Genomic DNA, 21,709 nt, shown 5'->3' on the forward strand with positions numbered 1-21,709 from the left:
GTGGTGCGAGCTGGAGGAGATGTGACACGCCGCCACCCCAACCACCGCCTGGCCGCCCTGCTGTCCGAAGCAGGCTGGACGGCCGCGGCCTTGGCCCGTGAGGTCAACGCCCTCGGTGCCACGCAAGGACTCCCGTTGCGCTACTCCCGCAACTCGGTCAGCCACTGGCTCAACGGATCCCAGCCCCGTGCCCCCATCCCCGCCCTTGCGGCGCAAGCCCTCGGCCGCCGCATCGGCCGCTCGCTGACACCCGAGGACACCGGCCTCGCCCGCCTCACCCCGCTCCAAGCAGCCACCGCTGCGGACCCCCCGTCCCTGCGAACCGATCCGCTGCGCCACCTGATCCTGCTCACCCGCAGCGACGCCGACCCCATACGCCGCAGCGCCCTGTACCGATCCGTCTATGCCCCGGCCCCCGCTGCCCCCTGGCCCGCGAGACCCGCAACACCACCCTCTTCGCAACGCTCAGGGCGCCCCGCCACCTCAGCAGACGTCCACACCCTCACTTGCGTCCTGAACGCTTTCGCCCACCTCGCCGCAGGCAACGGCGGAATCCATGCCCGCACCGCCCTCGCCACCTACCTCACCGACGACACCGGCCCGCTACTCAACCGTCCCGCCCCGCGCTCCGTACAGCGAGACCTGTTCACCCGCACCGCCCACCTCACCTTTCTCCTGGCCACCATGACCGACGACGCCGGCTACCACCATCTGGCCCACCGCTACTTCACCGCAGTCCTGGGGCTGGCCCGCCAGGCATGCCACCGCACCACTTACGCCATCACTCTGCGCGCCATGAGCGTCCAGGCCCTGCGGCTGGGGCACCCTCACCACGCCGCCGCTCTCGCTGCCGCCGCCGTCGCCACCGCACCGCGCAATGCCACTCCGGGCGTCAAAACGTTTCTGCTCATCCAACACGCCCGCACCAGCGCCCACGGCCAGCACCCTCGCCAAGCCCGGGCCCTCATGCACGAGGCCGAACGCCACCACGACCCCACCCCCACCTCCCGCGACCTCTTCGCCTACTACTCACAGGCCTCGCTGGACTACCAGCGCGCCGCCACCTTCCACGCCATGCGACAGCACACCGACGCCCTCACCGCCCTCGAAGCATCAGCACACCATCGCCCCGCAGACGAACGCCGGCCGCTCGCCCTCACCCACGCCCTCTTGGCCGAACTCCACCTGACCTACGGCCACCTCGACATCGCGTGCACCCATTGGCACCGCTTCCTCAGCCTCTACCCCCACCTGCACTCCACGCGCGCCAACCAAGCCCTCACCCGCCTCAGCCAAGACCTCCACCCCCACAGCCGCTACCCCGCCGCACGAACCGCACTTCAACGCGCACACTCGCTGAGTCCCGCAGGCGGGCCGGGCTGATGTCATGCGCGCGGACTGCGCAAGTCCCTCCGCGGATCTCGTTCAGGGGCGTTGCGTGCCATGCCGGGAGCAAGTCGGAGGAAGAGTTATACATGCAGTCCCGATGACCCGCTGCGGCTGTCCGCCGCGCGGAGCGATGAAGGTACCCAGCCGGGTTAGTACTCCAGCAGGACTTCGCTGTCTGACCTGTGGGTTTGGCTGGGCGGCTGGAGTGTAGCGGGCCGGAACATGGTCAGGGACGGTCATACGAAGGCCGCCCCTCGAACGTGTGATCCCGCCGTCGGTAATGACAGCGACGAGGGCAAGGTTTCCTCGTGATGACAGAGCGGGCTGCCGCGCAGTGGGACCTGGAACTCGATGACCTTCTCATCACCATCGGCCATCGTTTCGGCCGGGTGGAGCTTCGCCGCCGCATGCGTGACTACGTTCGCGGGCTGCTTGCCCCGGTCGCCCGGAAGAACAGCTGGCAGCTGGCCGAGCAGGCAGGCCACGCCACTCCCGACGGTCTGCAGCACTTGCTGGCCGGCGCGAAGTGGCAGCCTGACGACATCCGTGATGACCTGCAGCAATACGTCGCCGACCAGCTCGGCGAGGATGAAGGCGTCCTCATCGTCGACGACACCGGCTTCCTCAAGAAGGGCAGCACCTCCGCCGGGGTTCAACGCCAATATTCCGGCACCGCCGGCCGTACAGAGAATTGTCAGATCGGTGTCTTCGCCGCCTATGCCTCTCGCCGCGGACGGGCCCTGGTAGACCGGGAGTTGTATATCCCCAAGTCCTGGGCCGAGGACGAAACACGCTGCCGCGCGGCCAAGATCCCCGAGGCCCAGGCGTTCGCCACCAAGGGGCAACTGGCGCGGCGCATGGTGCTGCGGGCCCTGGCCTCAGCACTGCCTGTCACCTGGGTCACCGCGGATTCCGCCTACGGACAGGAAGACCGCTTGCGCCGGCTGCTGGAACAGTCCGGCGTCGGCTACGTGCTCGCCGTGCCCAAGTCCCAGTCCACCGTGGGCTGCCCCCGCATCGACCACCTGTTCGCGCAGGCCCCGGCCGAGGCATGGCAGACGCTTTCCTGCGGCGACGGCGCGAAGGGACCGCGCATCTACCACTGGGCGGCCGTGCGGCTGCCGGCCGTTGCCGAGTTCGACTACCAGGGCGACGTCCCGTTCCGGATGCGGTGGGCGCTGGCCCGCCGCAGCATGTCCCGCCCAGATGAGATCGCCTATTACCTCGCCTACGGCCCCCTGGAGGCCACCGTCCGGGAACTGGTGCGGATCGCCGGGTCGCGGTGGGCCATCGAGGAGTGTTTCCAGGCGGCGAAGAACGAGTGCGGGCTGGACCAGTACGAAGTCCGCCGTTACGTGGGCTGGTATCGGCACATCACCCTGGCCATGCTCGCCCACGCCTTCCTGGCCGTCACCGCCCACCAAGCGAGCGAAAAGGGGGCGCCACCGGTGAGAGAGTCGGGGCCACCGCGCTCACCGTGGCGGAGGTTCGGCGACTCCTGGCAGCTTGTCGTCCCCGGCCCCCGCACCTACACGGACACCGAGGCAGACACCACGCGGTGAACTGGTCGAACTGGCGCCGTCGGCGCCAGGCAGTCGCTCGTCGCTGTCATTACCGACGGCGGGATCACACGTTCGAGGGGCGGCCTTCGTATGACCGTCCCTGACCATGTTCCGGCCCGCTACACTCCAGCCGCCCAGCCAAACCCACAGGTCAGACAGCGAAGTCCTGCTGGAGTACTAGCCCTCTTACCGTCGCCCTGTGGACTTCAACGTCACGGCGGAGGAAGAAGCTGGCCGCAGCTCGCGCAGCTGCGCGGCGAACCGCAGCAGCGCACTGTCCTCCTGGTCAAGGAGACGCTCTCTACGAGGCATCACCCCACCCCTCGCAAATTCATCCCCAGCGGCACAGGGCTTGGTCTCCTACGGCGCCCTGAGACTCCTTCACCTACGTGCTCCTTGAGGCCCGCATTGTTCACGAACTGTTTGTTCACCGCCAGGGTCCAGACACTGAACAACGCATCACTGCTAGAACGCGGTCATCAAACGACCGGAGAGGAGGGCCATCGATGACCAAGGCCAAAAGAAGGCACCTGGTAGCGGCGGCACTGACCGCCATGGGTGCAGGCGGGCTCGCCCTCGCCCCGGCAGCCGGCGCAGTTCCCTCCGCCAGCGCCGACACCCGTAATGTCACCGCCTACGTATGGGCCAGCAACGTCAACGTCCGCTATGCCCCATACCTCTCGGACCGGATCCTCGGGAAGGTAGGCCCGGGCAACGTCAGCGCTACCTGTCAGAACACCGGCGAGCAGGTGACCTATGGCCGCTACACCAACCACTGGTGGACGTACATCACCGCCCACGGCGGCGGTTGGATCAACAACGTCTTCATCCGGGGCGGCAACAACAACGAACCCGTTCCCGGCATCGGCATCTGTCCCTGAAGGAGCCACGCACATGCCCAGCGCATACAGCGCGAGACGCCGCGCCGGCCTGCTGGCGATGGCGGCAGTGGCAGGCGCACTCACCGCTGTCCCGACAGCCCAGGCGGCCGCCCCTGCCGTCCTGGGCACCCGGGACGTCACCGCGTACGTGTGGGCCGGCAAGGTCAACGTCCGCTGGGGACCGAACGTATGGCAGCCCGCCTTGGGGCAGGTCGGCCCCGGCAACGTGTCCGCCCGATGCCAGACCCCCGGTGATCAGGTGACCTACGGCCGTTACACCAACTACTGGTGGGCGCTGATCACCATTCCCGGCAGCGGAGAAATGGGCTACATCTCCGATGTCTTCATCCGGGGCGGCAACAACAACGAACCCGTTCCCGGAGTTCCCATCTGCTGAGGTCACGGCCCGGCTCTGCCCAGGGCGCCGTGGCCCGAGCACCAGGGGCGCCGCGGCCCACTCCCTGAACCGCTGGACAGCACAGCTCCACTCCCTGGCCGAACAGACGTCTAGCCGCCACCTGTCGGATGTGCATGCCAGCAGAGTGTCCTGATCGGCCTACCGGTCCCCGGGGGCGCCCTAATCGAGGGCGCGTTGCTGCGGCAGCCGCCTGCGTAACAAGCCAGCACGCTGGCGGCACCGGGCCGCGCGCCTGCGGCCCCGGCGAGGAGTCAGATTGACTCACGGCTCCGCACCCCCGCAGCAGAACGACCAGATGTCATCCGGCGGGCCGGCGCGCTCGCGGGGGCCGTCACCGCCGCGCACCCCTGATCGGGGCAACACCCGCCCCGGCGGCCGCGCCACCGGTCACGTCCGGCGCCCCCGTTCCAGGGCAGCGGCACACCGGTGCCCCGTTCCAAACTGAACCGCAAAGGGACGGCCCAAAAGCCAGACAGGAGAAACGATGAAGGAAATCCGTCGGTACACCAGCGGCGCCCTGGTCGCCGCAGTTCTCAGTGTCATGCCCCTCTTCGGAGCTTCCCCCGCCGCCGCCGGCAACCATGTCCCCAACAAGCCGCCGACGGAGGTAAGCAGTGGGGCGTTCGTCGAGGAGCCGGGCGACAAACCCCAGTGCAGCGGAGGATGCGCGCAGACCTCAGCAGAAGCACGAGGCAACCACTCTCCCAATGCCTCAGCCCCGGCTATCGTGCCGAGCGCAGCCAGCGTCTCCGTACCACTCAGCGGAGCACGCGGCCTCTGCCACGTGCCGCACACCTGCTGGGTGCAGGAGAACAACGTCAACTTCCGCACCGGCCCGGGAACGAACTACCCCTCGTTGGGCCAGGTGCACAGGGGACAGGGATTCGATCCCACCGAATGGAGAGACCCCTGGTTCAAGGGGAATCTGTGGGGCGGACCACGCAACGTCTGGATCCACGGCCAGTACCTGGACGAGCGGCGCCCTTAGTTGGATCACCCGCCACGCCACCGGCATCCACACCTGAAGGCCGTACTGCGAGGTCGGAACGGATCCTCGGCCAGGTGGGCACCGGCAACGTCACCGCCGCCTTCCGGAACATCGGCGAGCAGGTGGCGTAGGGCCGGTCCACCAACCATGGGTGGACGTACATCACCGCCCACGGCGGGGATGGACCGATAACGTCTTCATCCGGGGCGGCAAGAACAACAAGCCCGTCCCCTGCACCCCCCAGTGCTGAACAGGCCATCCACTGCCTGATTTCCCCCGAACACGGAATCAGCACGAGCACCGGATCTTCGCGGCGTGCCCATTCCGGCGCGCCGCACCGGTCGCCTCCTCGTACCACCCAGGCCACCAAGGCGAGCAGGCCGCCGGCCCGCATCGTCCTGGTCGTGATCTCGTCGGGCGGAGAAGACGATGACGTACCCCCAGCGCCCCGCCACGGAGGGCCACCGGATGCCCGGCCGCCGCCCATGGCGTCGGCACGAGCGGCACAAGGCCAAGAGCGCCCGCCGCCCGCTGTGCCTGCCGGTCACCGCCCGGTCCGGCCTGACAGGGGCGCTGGTCGCGGCCGTGCTGGCCGGCTGCGGCCCTGGGCCGGCCGGCCCACCAGCGCCTGGACGCGCACCGACAGTCCCGGCGCGCGAGCCGAGCCCAGCCCAGGTCCGTTTGCTGGAACGGGCCGAACTACTGCTCGTCCAGCGGTGCATGCGGGCACGCGGCATCCCCTACAGCGTTGCCGCCCCCGTGCCCGACTCCTGGCAGCGCTCGTTCCCCTATGTGGTCGACGAGGCCGACTGGGCCCGTCGTTACGGCTACGGCGCCCCACTGCAGCGAAGGCTCCAGGCCCTGAAGGAAGCCGACCCCAACCAGCGGTACTTCACGCGGCTGTCCGCCGACGGACGTGCCACCGCACGCAGCGCGCTCATGGGACCGGCACCGGTGGGCCTGTCCGCCACCACACCCACCGGCGTCACCATCACCGCCAGCACCCAAGGCTGCCTCGCGCACGCCCAACGCGCCCTGTACGGCGACCTGGGCGCCTGGTTCCGTGCCAAGGTCATCACGATGAACCTGCAACCGCTGTACGTGGCGCAGGTACGTGCGGACCCACGCTATGCGGCCGCCGTGCGGCAGTGGTCCGCCTGTATGCGGACGCAGGGCCACCCGTATGCCACCCCGGCCGCCAGCCGGAAGGCCGCCGTCACCTCCACCCGGAGACTGCCCGTTGCCCAAGCGGACGCCCGGCAGGCGCGTATCGCCGTCGCCGAAGCCCACTGTGCCACCACGACTTCCCTCAGCCGCACCGTCCGCGACCTGGACCGCCACTACAGCGACCAGGTCCGTGTCCGCTATCGAAAGGAAATCACCGTCCGGCACACCCTCCAGCACGCGGCCCTGGCGACGGCACGCCGCCTCGTGACCGAGGCCGGACAATGACCGGCGTTCTGGGCCGCTGAAAACCTCAAGGAGATACCGTGAGAACCCTACGCACCCTCATCAGCACCGGGGCGGTCATCACCACCCTGTGCGCGGGTCTGGCCACTGCCCCCGCGGCCGACGCAGCCGACTCCCCTGGACCGCTCCCGGCTGGGAAGGCACTGGCCGAACCCGGTTACTACCATGTATGGGAGCACACCAACCGCGGCGGACGAGAGTGCCGGTGGCGGGCCAACGACGACGACTGGCGGGACTGTGGCTACTGGCCTGCTCGCTGGAACGTCAACGACAAAGCATCCTCCTGGTGGAACAACGGCTACAGCGGGACCCTGGCGGACGTGCGGGTGTACGAGCACATCGGCTACGGAGGTGCCAGCACCTGCGCCCCCAACGGATCAGCAGGCAACATTCCGTGGGAATGGAACGACCGCATCTCCTCCCACAAATGGGTGACCAACTGCGGCTTCTGACCGCACCCCCGCTCCGCCCGCGTGCAGGCACACGGCCGACGGTGGCCGACCCGCCCCCGTCGGCCACCTTTAGCACAGCGCAGCGACCGGTCGCCCTGCGGACTGAGCTTGCCCGTCCGCAGGGTCCCGGTGACTGGCACCGAGATCCGGACCACACGCGGACCAACGCCCCCTCGGTAACCGTGGGCAGCCGCCAAGGCCGCAGGTCAACACCACCGCGAGCGCCGTACCACCAGCAGACGAAGAACCTGCTGGTGTCGTACTCGCTGAAGAGGCTGGGGTTCTTCTAGAGACTCGGAAAGGGCGCCTGACCTGCACTTATGCAGGCCCGGCGCCCTTCGCGGCCCTCCCCCAGAGGGGACGACCAAATGCAACCCCTTCTCCCCCCTATGTCCCACCCATACACCCGTCCTGACCAGCCGTTCCGGGCCATACGCGGGCCACATTCCCGTTCAGTCCCCGGCTGCTGCCTCCGTGCTGCCGGCCCACCGGCGCATCGATTCCTCAATCAGATGGTTGGCGTGACTACGAGCCCCAGCGAGGAACTTGGCGTAGTAGCGGAACAGCACCTGAATGCTTTGCCCGGCCCAGCGAGCGCACTCGGCGGGATCGACGCCGGACGCCAACCATGCCCGCCTGGTTGCGACAGAGACGGCCGTCGAGCGCCACGCCGAAGCGTTCGATGTGTCCGCGCAGCACGGCGACGAACGACGGTGGTATCGGGACCGGCCGGGTGGCCTTGGCCGCACGCCGTTCAAGGAGTGGATTTCATAGGAACTCCCGTCGTTCGTCCACTCCTTACCCGCTGTGACCGCGCCACCTCTGGGGTTGAGCAGGCCCCAGCCGGTCGCCGGGGGCGCAGCACTGCGCTTCTCCGAGGTGGATCGCCTCGACCGGCCGCGTGGCGGCGTAGTACATGCAACCGAAGAATGCGTGCAGATGAGGGCCTCGTCCCGGCTGTGCGGCGACCGCTGCCAGCAGCCTGGCCACCTGCGCCGGATTCGGCACACAGCCGGGATCCACTTCGTCGGCGACCGCCGGCGCACCCATCGCAAACCCCTGACGAGCGTGAAGCCTTCGGCTCAAGGGCGCGTCGATGACCGCCCGGGTGCCTTCAGCGATCACGGGTCGGACCGTGGCGGCGCCGATACCCTGCGCGGACTCGTCCCCGCGGCCACGTTCTTCCGCAATCATGCTGTCGACGCATGGTCTGCGTGCGGCTTCCCGCTGGTCCGTGAAGCCGGTGCGGAGCACCGCCACCAGCCTTGCCGGACAGCAAGCCAGTGCACGGCAACACAGCCGGCGTGGGCGCGGGCGTGCGGGGCGGCCAAGCTGTCGTGGAAGGTGGCGGGGCGACGACCCGGCGGCGGTTGCGGCCGCAGGATGGGTATAAGCGGTCGTAGCGGTAGTACCGGGTGTGGTCGAGGAGATCGGCGGGCGTCATCGTGTGCCAAGGGGCCAGCGGGGTGTGGAGGCCGGGTACGTCACGTGTGTGTTCCAGCGGAAGGTAGTGGGGGACATCGGGGTGCCGGTGCTGCCAGTCGGCCCATATCTTGTCGATGAAACAGTGGTGGAGGTAGAACACCGGGTCGTTGGGCGAGCTGAGATACCCCATGTGGCCGCCGACGAATCTGTGGGCGGAGCCGTGCAGCTTGGCGAAGTCCCGCTCCCACGCGAACTTCGCGTAGCCCTCCAGGTGGTTGCGGAAGCTGCGGTAGGGAGGGTCGTCACCGCTCTCGTGGTTCCAGGGCGGGCAGTCGTAGACGGGCAGCGCGAGGGCGTCTTCCAGCTGGCGGGCCGTCGAGAGGGTGCTGGGCGGGCGCAGGGCGCGGGTGAGGTAGTCCCGGTCGTCCTGGGTGTAGTGGCCGTTGGCCCACCACACGTCGTGACCGGTGGGCCGTACGTCGACCCGGAGCCGCCAGCCGTTGCGCCGGGCGAAGGGGCCGGTGGTCACCTCCCGGTCGCCGGGTCGCCCGTCACCGCCCATGAAGTCGTCGGCCCACAGCGGCGAATCATGGCCGCGATCACGCGTCCAGTCCCAGTACGGGAGGGTGACACCTGGATCGACCGCCCGCAGTGCCTGCTCGAAGTACAGCAGGAACTGCCGGTGCCAAGGCAACAGGGACGGGGTCAGATGCGCGGTGCGCAGGCCGTGGTCACGGTGGAGGTAGTCGTGGGAGTTCGCCCGTACGTGGATGGCGACCAGCGCGTCGTAGGCACCGCTTCGCTTGGTCTCCAGGACGGCCTGGATGAAGCGGTGACGTTCCTGCGCGGTCAGCGCCAGGTAGTTCTTGCGGACGTGCGGGTGGGCCGGGGCCGTGGGAGCGGGCGGTATCACAGGCTGCGGCCATGAGCGGGGCGAGGGGAACGGCAGCAACTGGGCGCCGCGCAACTGCCGTACAGCACGGCGTGCGGCGGCCAGCGGGGACCGGTCGAAGTCGTAGTGGCACAGCGGGGACAGGTAGGCGCCCTCGCCCATGCGTATCAATTGCAGCTCACGGCCGTCGATGTGCACCCGGGGGACGCCGTGCACGGCTTCGATGCGGATCGTGCGGCCCAGGTACCGCTCGGTGTACGGCCGGGGGCCGCGTGAATCGGCCGCCGCGGGCAGCAGCGCGGCGGCCCCGGCCGTCACAGCACCCATGATCACGTCGCGTCGTCTCACCGGGCGCCCCTTCATTCGCCGGCCGCGGGCCCGACCGCAGCTCCACTTCCCGTGCACCAGGGCGTCACCGCAGGGCGCCGACGCCAGGGGCTGCGCTGTGGCCCGGGGTGCCGGCAATGCCTCGGACCGCGCTCGCCTCCTCCAGTGGACCGTGGGCGGCAGCGTCCCGCCCGGCGCGGTAGCCCGTTCGAGGTATCGCCGAGGTATGCCGACAGCGCGGCCCGGGAGTCTCGGGCCGGGCCGGTGCGGCGCCTTCGCCGGCAGCAACATGGGAGTGGTACGTGCGCCAGCGGCCGACGGGGCCTTCCTGAGGTGGCGACGGTTGCCGTCTTGTCGCAAGGCTCGAATCTCAGGCCCTGCCGTGACAAGGATGTCGGCCACCGGCACCGTCGTCTGAGCTGCGGCCAGCGGTTTCCCGGCCCGCCAGTACTTCTCCTCGTCAGTGAGAAGCAGCAGCGCGTGACCAAGGAGGCGGCGGCTTCCAGGACGGCCCGCTCACTGCCCGAGCACGAAGCCGGCGCCCCGGGCAGCAGCAACAGCGCGACCGAGTCCCGGTTCACCGAACGGCGCGTACCGCTGCGGACGAGCACCGGCCGGCCATGGTCATCAATGCCTGCTCGTCTTTCGGGCTGTTGCCGTGCCCGGGCCGACGGCAACAGCCGCAGACGCACGGCGGTCCCCCGGTTGGACTGCGGTACACCTCCTCAGCAGGCAGTACGCACGGTGATGGCCCTGAGTAGGTGTGGGGCCCATTGAGTGACGCGACCGGCGGTTCTACTCTGGTGGGCGCCTGTCCCAGCCCCGGCCGGCGCGTCCTTCGCCCAAGCGGTCACGGTGACAGAGCCGACCGCCGGATCCGCCTTCGCGCAGCGGACACACGGATCCGGCCTGCCCACCGCCCCGTTGCCCGGGGTCGCTCGTGCGGTCCCTGCGACGGTCGGCGAGGCGTCCGTCCGGGACCGGAGAGGAGCCGTGTCCCGGACGCGGCGGCTGAGCGGCACGGCCCTGTCCTTTCCCCGGCACCCGGCCCGTCCGGCCTTTCCCCGGCACCCGGCCCGTCCGTACTTTTCCCAGTACCCGGCCCGTCCGGGACTTTCCCCAGTACCCGGCCCGTCCGGCCTTGCACGGACGCCGGCCGTTGCCGATGTCGGCTGCTGCCGGCAACACCGCCTCCAGCGGTGTTGCCGGCTCTTTCGCTGCCCGGCGTCGGCTGCCGGGGCCGGACCGGAAGCGGGGTGGCGCCGGGACCGATGGCCCTGATGAAGGCCTGGCAGGCCCTTTGTGCGCGGGCCCGCCGACCCGGTGGCAGGGACTTGCGGCTTCCGCTCGGGGCGGGGCACCGGTGACACGGTTCAAGTGTTCAACCGGCGCTCCTGTCACAGGAGTTACCGGGACCACCAGGGCTGAGGCATTCGTGATCGGGTGCGGCGCCCGTTGCTCCGTGCAGGAGAGTCATGAACTTCCACGTGGATTCCGAGGCAGGCAGGCTCCGGCAGGTGATCCTGCACCGCCCGGGTCTGGAGCTGAAGCGGCTCACGCCGACGAACAAGGACGACCTGCTCTTCGACGACGTGCTGTGGGTCAAGCGGGCGCGCGAGGAGCACGACGCGTTCGCCGACACCCTCCGCGACCGCGGAGTGCGCGTCCACTACCTGACCGACCTGCTCACCGAGGTCCTCGCCAAACCGGCCGCCCGCGCCCTGGTCCACGACCGGGTCTTCGACGAGCGGGAGTGCGGGCCGCTGGCCACCGACCGGATCCGGGCCGCGTTCGACGCGATGGAGCCGGCCGAGCTGACCGAGTACCTCATCGGCGGGATGACCAAGCAGGAGCTGACGTACCGCACCGCCGCCGTGCCCAGTGTGCGGCTGCACACCATGGCCGACGACGACTTCGTCCTGGCCCCGCTGCCGAACCACCTGTTCACCCGGGACACCTCCTGCTGGGTGTACGACGGGGTGAGCGTCAACCCGATGAACAAGCGGGCCCGGCGGCGCGAGACCGTCCACTTCGAGGCGATCTACGGCCACCACCCGCTGTTCGAGAAGCAGGAACACCACCTGTGGTCCCCGGGGCAGGCCGGATACCCGTCCACCATCGAGGGCGGCGACGTCCTGGTCATCGGCAACGGGGCCGTCCTGGTGGGCATGAGCGAGCGCACCACGCCGCAGGCCGTCGAAGCGCTGGCCCTGCGGATGTTCGCGGCCGGCTCGGCCCGGCGCGTCGTGGCCCTGGAGATGCCGAAAAAGCGCAGCTTCATGCACCTGGACACCGTGATGACCATGGTCAGCGGGGACACCTTCACCCAGTACGCCGGGCTGGGACCGCTGCCGTCGTGCACCATCGAGCCCGGCACCGACCCCGGCACCCTGTCGATCACCGAGCACCCCGCCGGCGACATGCACCGGGCGATCGCCGACGCGCTCGGGCTGGCCTCGGTGACCGTGCTCACCGCCACCCAGGACGTCCACTCGGCCGAGCGCGAGCAGTGGGACGACGGCTGCAACGTCCTGGCCGTCGAGCCCGGGGTCGTCGTCGCCTACGAGCGCAACGTCACCACCAACACCCACCTGCGGCGCAGCGGCGTCGAAGTGATCACCGTCCGCGGCAGCGAGCTGGGCCGGGGCCGGGGCGGCCCGCGGTGCATGAGCTGCCCCGTCGAACGCGACAGCGTCTGACCGTCCGCGCCCTCACCTGGCGCGCCTCCCCGCGAAGGAGCACACCGTCATGGCTCTCAACCTGCGTCACCGCAGCTTCCTGAAGGAACTCGACCTCACCCCGGCGGAGTTCCGCTTCCTGCTCGACCTGTCCGCCCGGCTCAAGGCCGCCCGCGCCGCGGGCACCGAGCAACAGCGCCTGTGCGGCAGGAACATCGCGCTGATCTTCGAGAAGACGTCGACCCGCACCCGCTGCGCCTTCGAGACCGCGGCACACCAACAGGGCGCGCACGTCACCTACCTGGAACCGACGGGATCGCAGATCGGGCACAAGGAGTCGATCAAGGACACCGCCCGCGTCCTGGGGCGTTTCTACGACGGCGTCGAGTACCGGGGCAGCAGCCAGCGCATCGTGGAGGAACTGGCCGAGTACTCCGGAGTCCCGGTGTGGAACGGCCTGACGGACGAGTGGCACCCGACCCAGTCCCTCGCCGACGCGCTGACCATGTGGGAGAACACCGACAAGCCGCTGCACGAGATCTCCTTCGCCTACCTCGGTGACGCCCGCAACAACGTGGGCAACTCCCTGCTGGTCATGGGGGCCATGCTCGGGATGGACGTCCGCATGGTCGGTCCGGAGAGCCTGCGCAACGCCCCGGAGGTCGTCGCGGAGGCCCGCCGGATCGCCGCCGGGACGGGCGCGCGGATCACGCTCACCGAGGACGTCACCGAAGGGGTGGCGGGCGCGGACTTCGTCTACACCGACGTGTGGGTGTCGATGGGCGAGCCCCGGGAGATCTGGGACGAGCGGGTGGCCCTGCTCGGCCCGTACCAGGTGACCATGGACGTGCTCAAGGCGACGGGCAATCCCCGGGTGAAGTTCCTGCACTGCCTGCCGGCCTTCCACGACAGCGACACCACCGTGGGCGCCGACGTACTGGCCCGGACCGGCATGTCGGCCCTGGAGGTGACCGACGAGGTCTTCGAGTCGCCCCACTCCGTCGTCTTCGACCAGGCGGAGAACCGGCTGCACACCATCAAGGCGGTCCTCGTCGCCACGCTCGGCGACTGAGGCACCGCCCCGCTCACCCACGGCACCCAGGAGACATCATGCGCGTCGTCGTCGCCCTCGGCGGCAATGCCCTGCTGCGCAGGGGGGACTGCCCGGACGCGGCCGTCCAGCACGCCAACGTCAAGGCGGCCGTGGCCGCCCTGGCGCCCCTCGCCCACCAGCACGAGCTGGTGATCACCCACGGGAACGGACCGCAGGTCGGCCTGCTCGCCCTCCAGAGCGCCGCCGACCGCAGCCTCACCTCGCCCTACCCCTTCGACGTCCTCGGCGCCGAGACCCAGGGAATGATCGGTTACTGGCTGCTCCAGTCGCTGCAGAACGCCCTGCCCGGGCGCCAGGTGTGCGCCCTGCTCAACCAGACCCTCGTCTCCAGCGCGGATCCCGCCTTCACCCGCCCCACCAAGTTCGTCGGCCCCGTCTACGGCCGCGAGGAGGCCGAAGCGCTCGCCGCCTCGCGCGGCTGGACGGTACGGCAGGACGGGACGCACTGGCGCCGGGTGGTCCCCTCCCCCGACCCGCAGCGCGTGGTCGAGACCCGGCTGATCCGGCTGCTGCTCTCGTCCGGGGCCGTCGCCGTGTGCGCCGGTGGTGGCGGCGTCCCGGTCATCCGCGACGAGAACGGACAGCTCACCGGCGTGGAGGCGGTCGTGGACAAGGACCTGACCGCCGCCCTGCTCGCCGAGGCCCTGGACGCCGACGCGCTGCTGCTGCTCACCGACGTTCCCCAGGTCGTGCGCGGCTACGGCACGAAGGAGGCGGATCCCATCGGGCACACCACTCCCCCGCGGCTGCGGGCCGAGCGGTTCCCGGCGGGCTCGATGGGGCCGAAGGTGGAGGCGGTGTGCCGGTTCGTGGAACTGACCGGCGGCATGGCCGCCATCGGCTCCCTGGACGACGCGGCGGCGCTCCTCGACGGCACCGCCGGCACGGTCGTCACCCCCAGCGGCCGCCCGTTCCACAACGGCGCCGCGACTCCTGAGGACCGGCCATGACCACCCGCGTCCCCGCCCCGGCGCAGCCCGGACCGGGCGGTGCACCCGCCGCCCCGCCGGAAGCGGGCCCCAAGCGCCGGCTCCGGTTCCCCTCGGCGTTCACCGTCCTGGCGCTCGTCACCGTCGCTGTGTGGGCCCTGACCTTCGTGATCCCAGCCGGGCGGTACGAGACCAAGGACGGCGCGCCCGTCCCCGGCACGTACCACCGGGTCGAGCTGCCCACGGGTTTCGGGGACCGGCTCAAGGACCTGTTCCTGTCGCCCGTCAACGGGCTGTACGGCGTCACGGACGCGGGCACCGGACTGACCGCGCCGGGTGGCGAGGGGGCCTTCTTCGGTGCCGCGGGCGTCTTCCTCTTCGTTCTCGCGGTCGGCGCCTTCATCACCGTCACGCTGCGCACCGGCGCCCTGACCAGCGGAGTGGCTCGCCTGGCCGAGCGCCTGACCCGGCACCGCACGCTCCTGCTCGTGGTCCTGACGGCCCTGTTCTCCCTCGGGGGCACCACCTACGGCATGGCCGAGGAGACCCTCGGCTTCTACGGGCTGATGATCCCGCTGGTGCTCAAACTGGGCTACGACCGGATGGTCGGCGCCGCGGTGATCATGGTGGGGGCCGGGGTGGGCACCCTCGCCTCGACCGTCAACCCCTTCGCGACCGGTGTCGCCTCCGACAGCGCCGGCATCGGCACCGGTGACGGCATCGTGCTGCGGCTGCTGATGTGGGCCGTCCTGACGGCGCTGGCCGCCGGTTACGTGGTGCGCTACGCCAACCGGGTGCTCAAGGAGCCGGCCCGCTCCCTGGTCGCCCCGCTGCCGGAGGACGCCGGGCTGCGGAGGGAGGGATCGGCCGCCGAACCGCTGACCGGGCGTCAGCGGGCCGTGCTCGCCCTGTTCGCGGCGACGTTCCTCTTCATGATCTTCGCCGTCATTCCCTGGGCCGGCCTGCACCTCGGCTTCCTGCCGACGCTCGGCTGGTACTTCCCCGAACTGGCGGCGCTGTTCATCGTGGCGTCCGTCGTGGTCGGCCTGATCGGCGGGCTCGGCGAGAAGGGCACGACCGGCGCCGTCGTGGCGGGCGCCGGTGACTTCATCGGAGCGGCGATGATCATCATGCTGGCCCGCGGCGTGACCGTCATCATGAACAACGCCAGTGTCACCGACACGATCCTCAACGCCCTCCACAGCGCGGTCTCGGGCACCTCCTCGGGCTTCTTCACCGTGCTGATGTTCCTGGTCAACCTGCCGCTGGCGTTCTTCGTGCCCTCGTCCTCCGGACACGCGGCCCTGGCCATGCCCATCCTCGCCCCGCTCGCCGACTTCGCCGGCGTCGGCCGGGCCATGGTGGTCACCGCCTACCAGTCGGCCTCCGGCTGGATCAATCTCATCACCCCGACCTCCGCCGTCGTCATGGGCGGCCTCGCCCTGGCCAAGGTGCGCTACGACCGCTACCTGCGCTTCGTGGCCCCCCTCATGGCCGTCCTGCTGGCCGCGGTCATCGGGTTCATGCTGCTCGGAGCGGTCCTCGGCTGAGGACCGCGGACAACCACCTGACGGTGGCGCCCCCGGCCGCGGGGTGGCGCCACCGTCACATGCGGACGCGTGAGGAAACCGTCACCGTTCCCAGCACCAGTCGGCGACTTCCGGCAGGTCCGTACCGTGTTCGCAGATCCAGGCGTGGTGGCGGGTGCGGGTGTCCTCCATTTCCTGGCGTACGGCGGCGGCCCGGACCGCCAGGCCGGGAACGCGGTCGATGACGTCCATGACCAGGCGGTAGCGGTCGAGGTCGTTGGTGACGACCATGTCGAAGGGCGTCGTAGTGGTGCCGATCTCCTTGTAGCCGCGCACGTGCAGGTGGGCGTGCCCGGTGCGGCGGTAGGCGAGGCGGTGGATGAGCCAGGGGTAGCCGTGGTAGGCGAAGATGACGGGCTTGTCGGGGGTGAACAGGGCGTCGTACTCCGCGTCGGACATGCCGTGCGGGTGTTCCTCCTTCGGCAGCAGCCGGGCCAGGTCCACGACGTTGACGACGCGTACGGAAAGCTCCGGCAGGTACTGCCGCAACAGCCCGGCGGCGGCCAGCACTTCCTGGGTGGGGACGTCGCCCGCGCAGGCCAGGACCACGTCCGGCTCGCGGGTGCCGTCGTCGGTGCCCGCCCAGTCCCACATCCCCGCCCCACGGGCACAGTGCGCGCGGGCCGCGTCGAGGCTCAGCCAGTCGAAGCAGGGCTGTTTGCCGGCGACCACGACGTTGACGTAGTCGCGGCTGTGCAGGACGTGTTCGGCCACCGAGAGCAGGGTGTTGGTGTCCGGCGGCAGGTAGACGCGCACGACTTCGGGGCTCTTGTTGAGGACGTGGTCGATGAAGCCGGGGTCCTGGTGGGAGAAGCCGTTGTGGTCCTGACGCCACACGTGGGAGGTCAGCAGGTAGTTCAGCGAGGCGATGGGGCGGCGCCAGGGCAGGCGGCGGGTCACCCGCAGCCACTTGATGTGCTGATTGACCATGGAGTCGACGATGTGGACGAACGCCTCGTAGCAGGAGAACAGGCCGTGGCGGCCGGTGAGCAGGTAGCCCTCCAGCCAGCCCTGGCAGGTGTGCTCGGACAGGATCTCCAGGACGCGGCCGTGCCGGTCGAGGTGTTCGTCGGTGTCGGCCGTCGCCGCCTGCCACGCCTTGCCGCTGGCCTCGTAGACCGCCTGGAGGCGGTTGGAGGCCGTCTCGTCGGGTCCGACGATGCGGAAGTCGCGGCGGCCGGCGGTGTCCGCCATGACCTTTTGCAGCAGGCTGCCGAGAATCCGGGTGGGTTCGTGGAGGGTCGCGCCGGGCTTGTCGACGGGCACGGCGAAACGTTCCAGGGCCGGTACGGGCAGGCGGCGCAGCAGCAGACCGCCGTTGGCGTGCGGGGTGGCGCCGAGCCTGCGCCGCCCTTCCGGCACGCACTCCAGCACCTGCGGCCGGGGCCGGCCGTCGGCGTCGAACAGTTCCTCCGGGCGGTACGAGCGCAGCCAGTCCTCCAGCTGCCGCAGGTGGTCGGGGTGGTCGCGGACGGTGGCCAGCGGTACCTGATGGGAGCGCCAGGTGCCTTCGACGGGCAGCCCGTCGACCTCGGCGGGGCCGGTCCAGCCCTTGGGGGTGCGCAGCACGATCATGGGCCAGGCGGCGCGCTCGCTGGTGCTTCCGTCGCGGGCCGCGCGCTGGATGGCCGCGATGCGCTCCACGGCGGTGTCCATGGCGGCGGCCATGGCCCGGTGGACGGGCAGGGGCTCGTCACCGGCGACGAAGATCGGCTCATGGCCGTATCCCCGCAGCAGCGCGTCGAGTTCCGGTTCGGGCAGCCGGGACAGCACGGTCGGGTTGGCGATCTTGTAGCCGTTCAGATGCAGGATCGGCAGCACGGCGCCGTCGTGCACCGGGTCGAGGAACTTGGTGGAGTGCCAGGACGCCGCGAGCGGCCCGGTCTCGGCCTCACCGTCGCCGACGACACAGGCGACCAGGAGATCGGGGTTGTCGAAGGCGGCGCCGTAGGCGTGCGCCAGGGAGTAGCCCAGCTCGCCGCCCTCATGTATGGAACCGGGCGTCTCGGGCGCGACGTGGCTGGGCACGCCACCGGGGAAGGAGAACTGTTTGAACAGCCGTGCCATGCCGGCGGCGTCCCGGCCGATGTCCGGATACGTCTGGGTGTAGCTGCCCTCCAGCCAGGAGTTGGCCAGCACCGCGGGCCCGCCGTGTCCCGGACCCCAGACGCACAGCGCATCCAGGTGCCGGGCCTTGATGACCCGGTTGAGGTGGGTGTGCACGAGGTTGAGGCCGGGTGAGGTGCCCCAGTGGCCGAGCAGCCGCGGCTTGACGTGTTCGGGCCGCAGGGGTTCGGCGAGCAGGGGGTTGTCCATGAGGTAGATCTGGCCGACGGCGAGGTAGTTGGCGGCGCGCCAGTGGGCGTCGAGCGCGTGGAGTTCTTCGTCGGTGATGCCGGGCGCGGGGGACATGCGTGCCTCCGGGGATGAGGGTGGGCTTCCCGTATCGCGCGCACCAGCCTGTCCCGTACGGCCCGGGCCCACCAGAGCCGTACGGGCCGAGTCGGCCGTTTCCACGCGCCGGAGGACGGTCGGCCCGGGGCGGGGACCTGCGGCCCCTCCTGCGGCGAGCCGGTGGCCGACAGGGTGAACATGTCACTCCCGCCCCGCCCTGGAGGATTCCATGTCCCGTGCTGTCACGGTCGGCCTCGACGGTTCCCGGGAGAGCGTCGCGGCCGCGGCCTGGGCCGCCGACGAGGCTCTGCTGCGGCGTCTTCCGCTCCGGCTGCTGCACGTGTGGGACCTCGGGCCGGACGTTCACACGCCGCTGCTCGGCCCCGACGTCCGGCCCTACTGGGCCGAGCGCATGCCCCGCAAGGTCGCGGAGCGGATGCGCGAGACGCATCCGGACCTGGAAACGCGGACGCACCAGAAGTGCGGCGAGCCCGCGGCCGTACTGTGCGAGGCGGCGCAAGAGGACGAACTGCTCGTTCTCGGCTCACGCGGCCTCGGTGGCCTGGCCGGCGCCATGGTCGGGTCCGTCGCCCTGTCCGTCGTCGCCCGTACGCGGTTCCCGGTGATCCTCGTACCTGTTTCGGACCCGGAATCGGAAACGGCCGAAAGCCGCATCCGTGGCGGGGGTTCCGGTGACGTCGTACTCGGCGTGGACCTCGCCCACCGGAGCGACGAAGCACTGGACTTCGCGTTCGCCCACGCCGACCGGCGCGGTGCGGCACTGCGGGTCCTGCACACCTGGAGCCCACCGCCTCTCTACGGCACTTCCCCCACAGCGGCCACGGCCGTGGTCGAGTCGGAGGTGACGGCCGTGAAGGAGGCGGCGCTGTCGGAGTTGCTGGAGCCGTGGCGGCGCAAGTATCCGGAGGTACCGGTCACCGTCCGGTGCCGGCCCGGCCGGGCGGCACGCGACCTCGTGGAAGCCGCCCGCGAGGCAGGACTCGTGGTAGTCGGCCGCCGCGCCCGCCGTGCGCCCGTCGGCCCCCGCATCGGCTCTGTCGCCCATGCCGTGCTGCACCGTTCCCCCGCTCCCGTGGCCGTTGTGCCCCACCCGTAAGAGCACCGTCTGTGGGGCTGGGTCCCGCGTCCGTCCTGTGGGTCCGTTCGGCCCAGGTCATCACGATCCCGCCCGCGGGATGCTGCCGGTCAGGCGACGAGTGCCCGGGCGAGCGCCACCGAAGCAGAGGGCGTGCATGATGAACGGCGCGGGGACACGACGGCCGGAGGGCTCGCCCGAGACTGTGGAACCCCGGCACAGGAAGCTCCGTCCGGCCGTTGACGGCAGCTGGCCGTAGCCCGGTGCCCCCTCGTGCGGCCTCAAGCACTTCTTCCACAGCGACGAGGTCGCCTACAGCCCCTCCCCGTAGAACTCCGGCTGCCCCTGCGTCTACGCGAAACGGCCCGACCGACCCGAACAGCCGGTACCTCACCGTCGCCGCGGGCACCGGGGCGAGGAAGGAACGGCAGGTCGTCCGGCCCTGTGCCTGCCCCACCCGGCACCTGTCGCGCCCGGGAGCACGGCGGTGCACTGGACACGTAGGTGCACACATCGCCTTCGCGGAGAGGGAGGCAGCACCATGAGGTCAGCACGCGCACGCACCACCCGCCGTATCGCGCTCGCCGTCCCGGTCCTCACCCTGGCGCCGGTCGCGTCCGCCACCGCCACCCCCGTCCCGGCCCAGCCGACCTCCCGAGCCGCGGACGCGGCCATGCCCGCCACCCGCAGCGGAAGCCCGCAGTCCGTGGTCGACCGCGTCGCGCACTTCTACGGCGCGTACGTCGACGCCCGTTACGACGGCCGGCCCGGCCCGCTGCCCGGCAGCCTGCGGCAGCACTACCTCACCCGCGACGCCCTGACGCGCCTGGCCGTGTGGGAGAAGAAGCACCACCTCGACGGCGTCCTGCGCGCGAAAGGAACACCGCTCGCCTGGCGCGTCACCTATCAGGACAGTGCCATGGGGCACTGCTGGTCCCGCGTCCGTCTGACCTGGGGCCCGCCCCAGCACCGGCACCACAGCTACCTGAGTGTGCAGTCGGACCTGAGCACGCGGCTGATCTCGGACATCAAGACGACGAAGTAGCGCCACCCGCCCGGGCCGGCTGCACCAGGCCGCCCGCGCGGGCCGACCGCGCGTGGCCCGGTGGCAAGCCGTCGAGCCACGCCGATCGGCCCCGGTGACGCACGCACGACGCCGTGGCCAGGAGGTCTTCCATGAAAACGCACCACACTACGAACCGCCGTCACTCCTCCGGCCCGCCCCTGCGGCCGTTCAGCGCCGTGCTGATCGACGTCGATCTGGTGCTCACCGACTTCGCCACCGTACGGGCCGCCGCGTGGAAACGTACCTTCGACACGTTCCTCAAGGAGATCGTCCCACCCGCTCCCGCGCGCATCCGGCCTTTCGACGCCGCGGAGGACTTCCGGCTCCACGTCGACGGCCGAACGTCCCTCGACGGCGCCCTGGCCTTCCTCGACGCACGAGGCATCGACGTGCCCGTCGGCGCCCCCGCCGCCCCTGCGGGCTGGTCGTCGGTGCACGCCTTGGTGGCCCGCGCCGACCAGGTGCTCGAAGGCTATGTGCGCCGCTACGGGGTGACGGCGCGGCCGGGCACGGTCCGGCTGGTCCGGGCCCTGCGGACGCGCGGGATTCCCGTGGCGGCGGTGTCGGCCGTACGGCATGCCGGTGACCTGCTGGACCGCGCGGAGGCCGGGGACGTCTTCTCCGCTGTCCTCGACCCCGGCAAGCACACAGCGCCCGGCCTTCCGGGACCGCCGTCCCCGGACCTGCTGGTGGAATGGGCCCACCGCTTGAGCGTAGCCCCCACCCGCACGGCGGTACTCGAACGGTCTTTGCCCGGCGTACGGGCCGCCCGGCGTGGCCGGTTCGGCATCACCGTGGCCGTCGACGAATCCCGCGCCATGCGGCACGCAGCGGAGCTGCGGCAGGCCGGCGCCGAACTCGTCGCCCGCTCGCCAGACGAGTTGTCGGGCACCCTGACGGCCCTCGCCGAGGGGCGATACGCCGCCTGACCCTGACGCGACGAAGAGAGCCCAACGGGCCGTTCGCCCCCGACATGCCCCGGTCGGCCACTGGCCGGACACCGGCTGGTGAACCGGTTCCGGTGGGCATGCCGAGCTGC

At 70.6% G+C, this 21,709-nt stretch carries 16 protein-coding genes; 14 read left to right on the forward strand and 2 right to left on the reverse strand.

Annotation, left to right across the window (positions count from 1 at the left end):
- Positions 1–21: 21 nt before the first annotated feature.
- From CP973_RS22650 to CP973_RS22680, 7 genes are all read left to right on the forward strand, one after another.
- The gene (locus tag CP973_RS22650; protein ID WP_150244341.1) at positions 22–1,383 is read left to right on the forward strand and encodes a tetratricopeptide repeat protein; all 1,362 of its coding nucleotides are present in this window, start codon (positions 22–24) and stop codon (positions 1,381–1,383) included.
- 317 nt (positions 1,384–1,700) lie between these two features.
- Positions 1,701–2,951: an IS701 family transposase gene (locus CP973_RS22655; RefSeq protein ID WP_167538286.1), complete on the forward strand. Its 1,251-nt coding sequence runs from the start codon at positions 1,701–1,703 to the stop codon at positions 2,949–2,951.
- A 506-nt stretch (positions 2,952–3,457) separates the two neighbouring features.
- Positions 3,458–3,832, forward strand: coding sequence for an SH3 domain-containing protein (locus CP973_RS22660; protein WP_150244343.1), 375 nt, complete (start codon positions 3,458–3,460; stop codon positions 3,830–3,832).
- Positions 3,833–3,845: 13 nt separating this feature from the next.
- On the forward strand, positions 3,846–4,229 hold the full coding sequence (locus CP973_RS22665; RefSeq protein ID WP_150244345.1) for an SH3 domain-containing protein: 384 nt from the start codon (positions 3,846–3,848) through the stop codon (positions 4,227–4,229).
- A 505-nt stretch (positions 4,230–4,734) separates the two neighbouring features.
- Positions 4,735–5,238, forward strand: coding sequence for an SH3 domain-containing protein (locus CP973_RS22670; RefSeq protein WP_150244347.1), 504 nt, complete (start codon positions 4,735–4,737; stop codon positions 5,236–5,238).
- Between the two features lie 429 nt (positions 5,239–5,667).
- Entirely contained in the window at positions 5,668–6,690 is a 1,023-nt protein-coding gene (locus CP973_RS22675; RefSeq protein ID WP_150244349.1) for a hypothetical protein, read from the forward strand.
- A 38-nt stretch (positions 6,691–6,728) separates the two neighbouring features.
- Positions 6,729–7,160, forward strand: coding sequence for a peptidase inhibitor family I36 protein (locus CP973_RS22680; protein ID WP_150244351.1), 432 nt, complete (start codon positions 6,729–6,731; stop codon positions 7,158–7,160).
- 1,114 nt (positions 7,161–8,274) lie between these two features.
- Here CP973_RS22680 and CP973_RS41640 read toward each other — a convergent pair.
- On the reverse strand, positions 8,275–9,825 hold the full coding sequence (locus CP973_RS41640; RefSeq protein ID WP_341874850.1) for a tyrosinase family oxidase copper chaperone: 1,551 nt from the start codon (positions 9,823–9,825) through the stop codon (positions 8,275–8,277).
- A gap of 1,454 nt (positions 9,826–11,279) precedes the next feature.
- Here CP973_RS41640 and CP973_RS22695 point away from each other — a divergent pair.
- From CP973_RS22695 to CP973_RS22710, 4 genes are read left to right on the forward strand one after another with little or no spacing between them, the layout of a single operon-like run.
- On the forward strand, positions 11,280–12,503 hold the full coding sequence (locus tag CP973_RS22695) for an arginine deiminase (RefSeq protein WP_150244353.1): 1,224 nt from the start codon (positions 11,280–11,282) through the stop codon (positions 12,501–12,503).
- A 49-nt stretch (positions 12,504–12,552) separates the two neighbouring features.
- Positions 12,553–13,554: an ornithine carbamoyltransferase gene (argF, locus tag CP973_RS22700; RefSeq protein WP_150244354.1), complete on the forward strand. Its 1,002-nt coding sequence runs from the start codon at positions 12,553–12,555 to the stop codon at positions 13,552–13,554.
- A gap of 38 nt (positions 13,555–13,592) precedes the next feature.
- Positions 13,593–14,546, forward strand: coding sequence for a carbamate kinase (locus tag CP973_RS22705; RefSeq protein WP_150244357.1), 954 nt, complete (start codon positions 13,593–13,595; stop codon positions 14,544–14,546).
- Positions 14,543–16,075: a YfcC family protein gene (locus CP973_RS22710; protein WP_150244359.1), complete on the forward strand. Its 1,533-nt coding sequence runs from the start codon at positions 14,543–14,545 to the stop codon at positions 16,073–16,075. Before CP973_RS22705 ends, CP973_RS22710 begins: the two co-directional genes overlap by 4 nt.
- Before the next feature lie 81 nt (positions 16,076–16,156).
- Here the strand turns inward: CP973_RS22710 and CP973_RS22715 are convergent, their stop codons facing one another.
- The gene (locus CP973_RS22715) at positions 16,157–18,526 is read right to left on the reverse strand and encodes a phosphoketolase family protein (RefSeq protein WP_150244361.1); all 2,370 of its coding nucleotides are present in this window, start codon (positions 18,524–18,526) and stop codon (positions 16,157–16,159) included.
- Between the two features lie 211 nt (positions 18,527–18,737).
- Between CP973_RS22715 and CP973_RS22720 the strand changes: the two genes are divergently transcribed.
- The 3 genes from CP973_RS22720 to CP973_RS22730 all read left to right on the forward strand — a co-directional run bounded on the left by CP973_RS22720 (position 18,738) and on the right by CP973_RS22730 (position 21,599).
- Positions 18,738–19,625: a universal stress protein gene (locus CP973_RS22720; RefSeq protein WP_150244362.1), complete on the forward strand. Its 888-nt coding sequence runs from the start codon at positions 18,738–18,740 to the stop codon at positions 19,623–19,625.
- Positions 19,626–20,145: 520 nt separating this feature from the next.
- Positions 20,146–20,649 carry a hypothetical protein gene (locus CP973_RS22725; protein ID WP_244409948.1) on the forward strand — a complete coding sequence of 168 codons (504 nt, stop codon included), beginning with the start codon at positions 20,146–20,148 and terminating at the stop codon, positions 20,647–20,649.
- Positions 20,650–20,780: 131 nt separating this feature from the next.
- Entirely contained in the window at positions 20,781–21,599 is an 819-nt protein-coding gene (locus CP973_RS22730) for an HAD family hydrolase (RefSeq protein WP_208853283.1), read from the forward strand.
- The last annotated feature ends 110 nt before the right edge of the window (positions 21,600–21,709 follow it).

This window comes from Streptomyces albofaciens JCM 4342, assembly GCF_008634025.1.
Taxonomy (GTDB): Bacteria; Actinomycetota; Actinomycetes; order Streptomycetales; family Streptomycetaceae; genus Streptomyces; species Streptomyces albofaciens.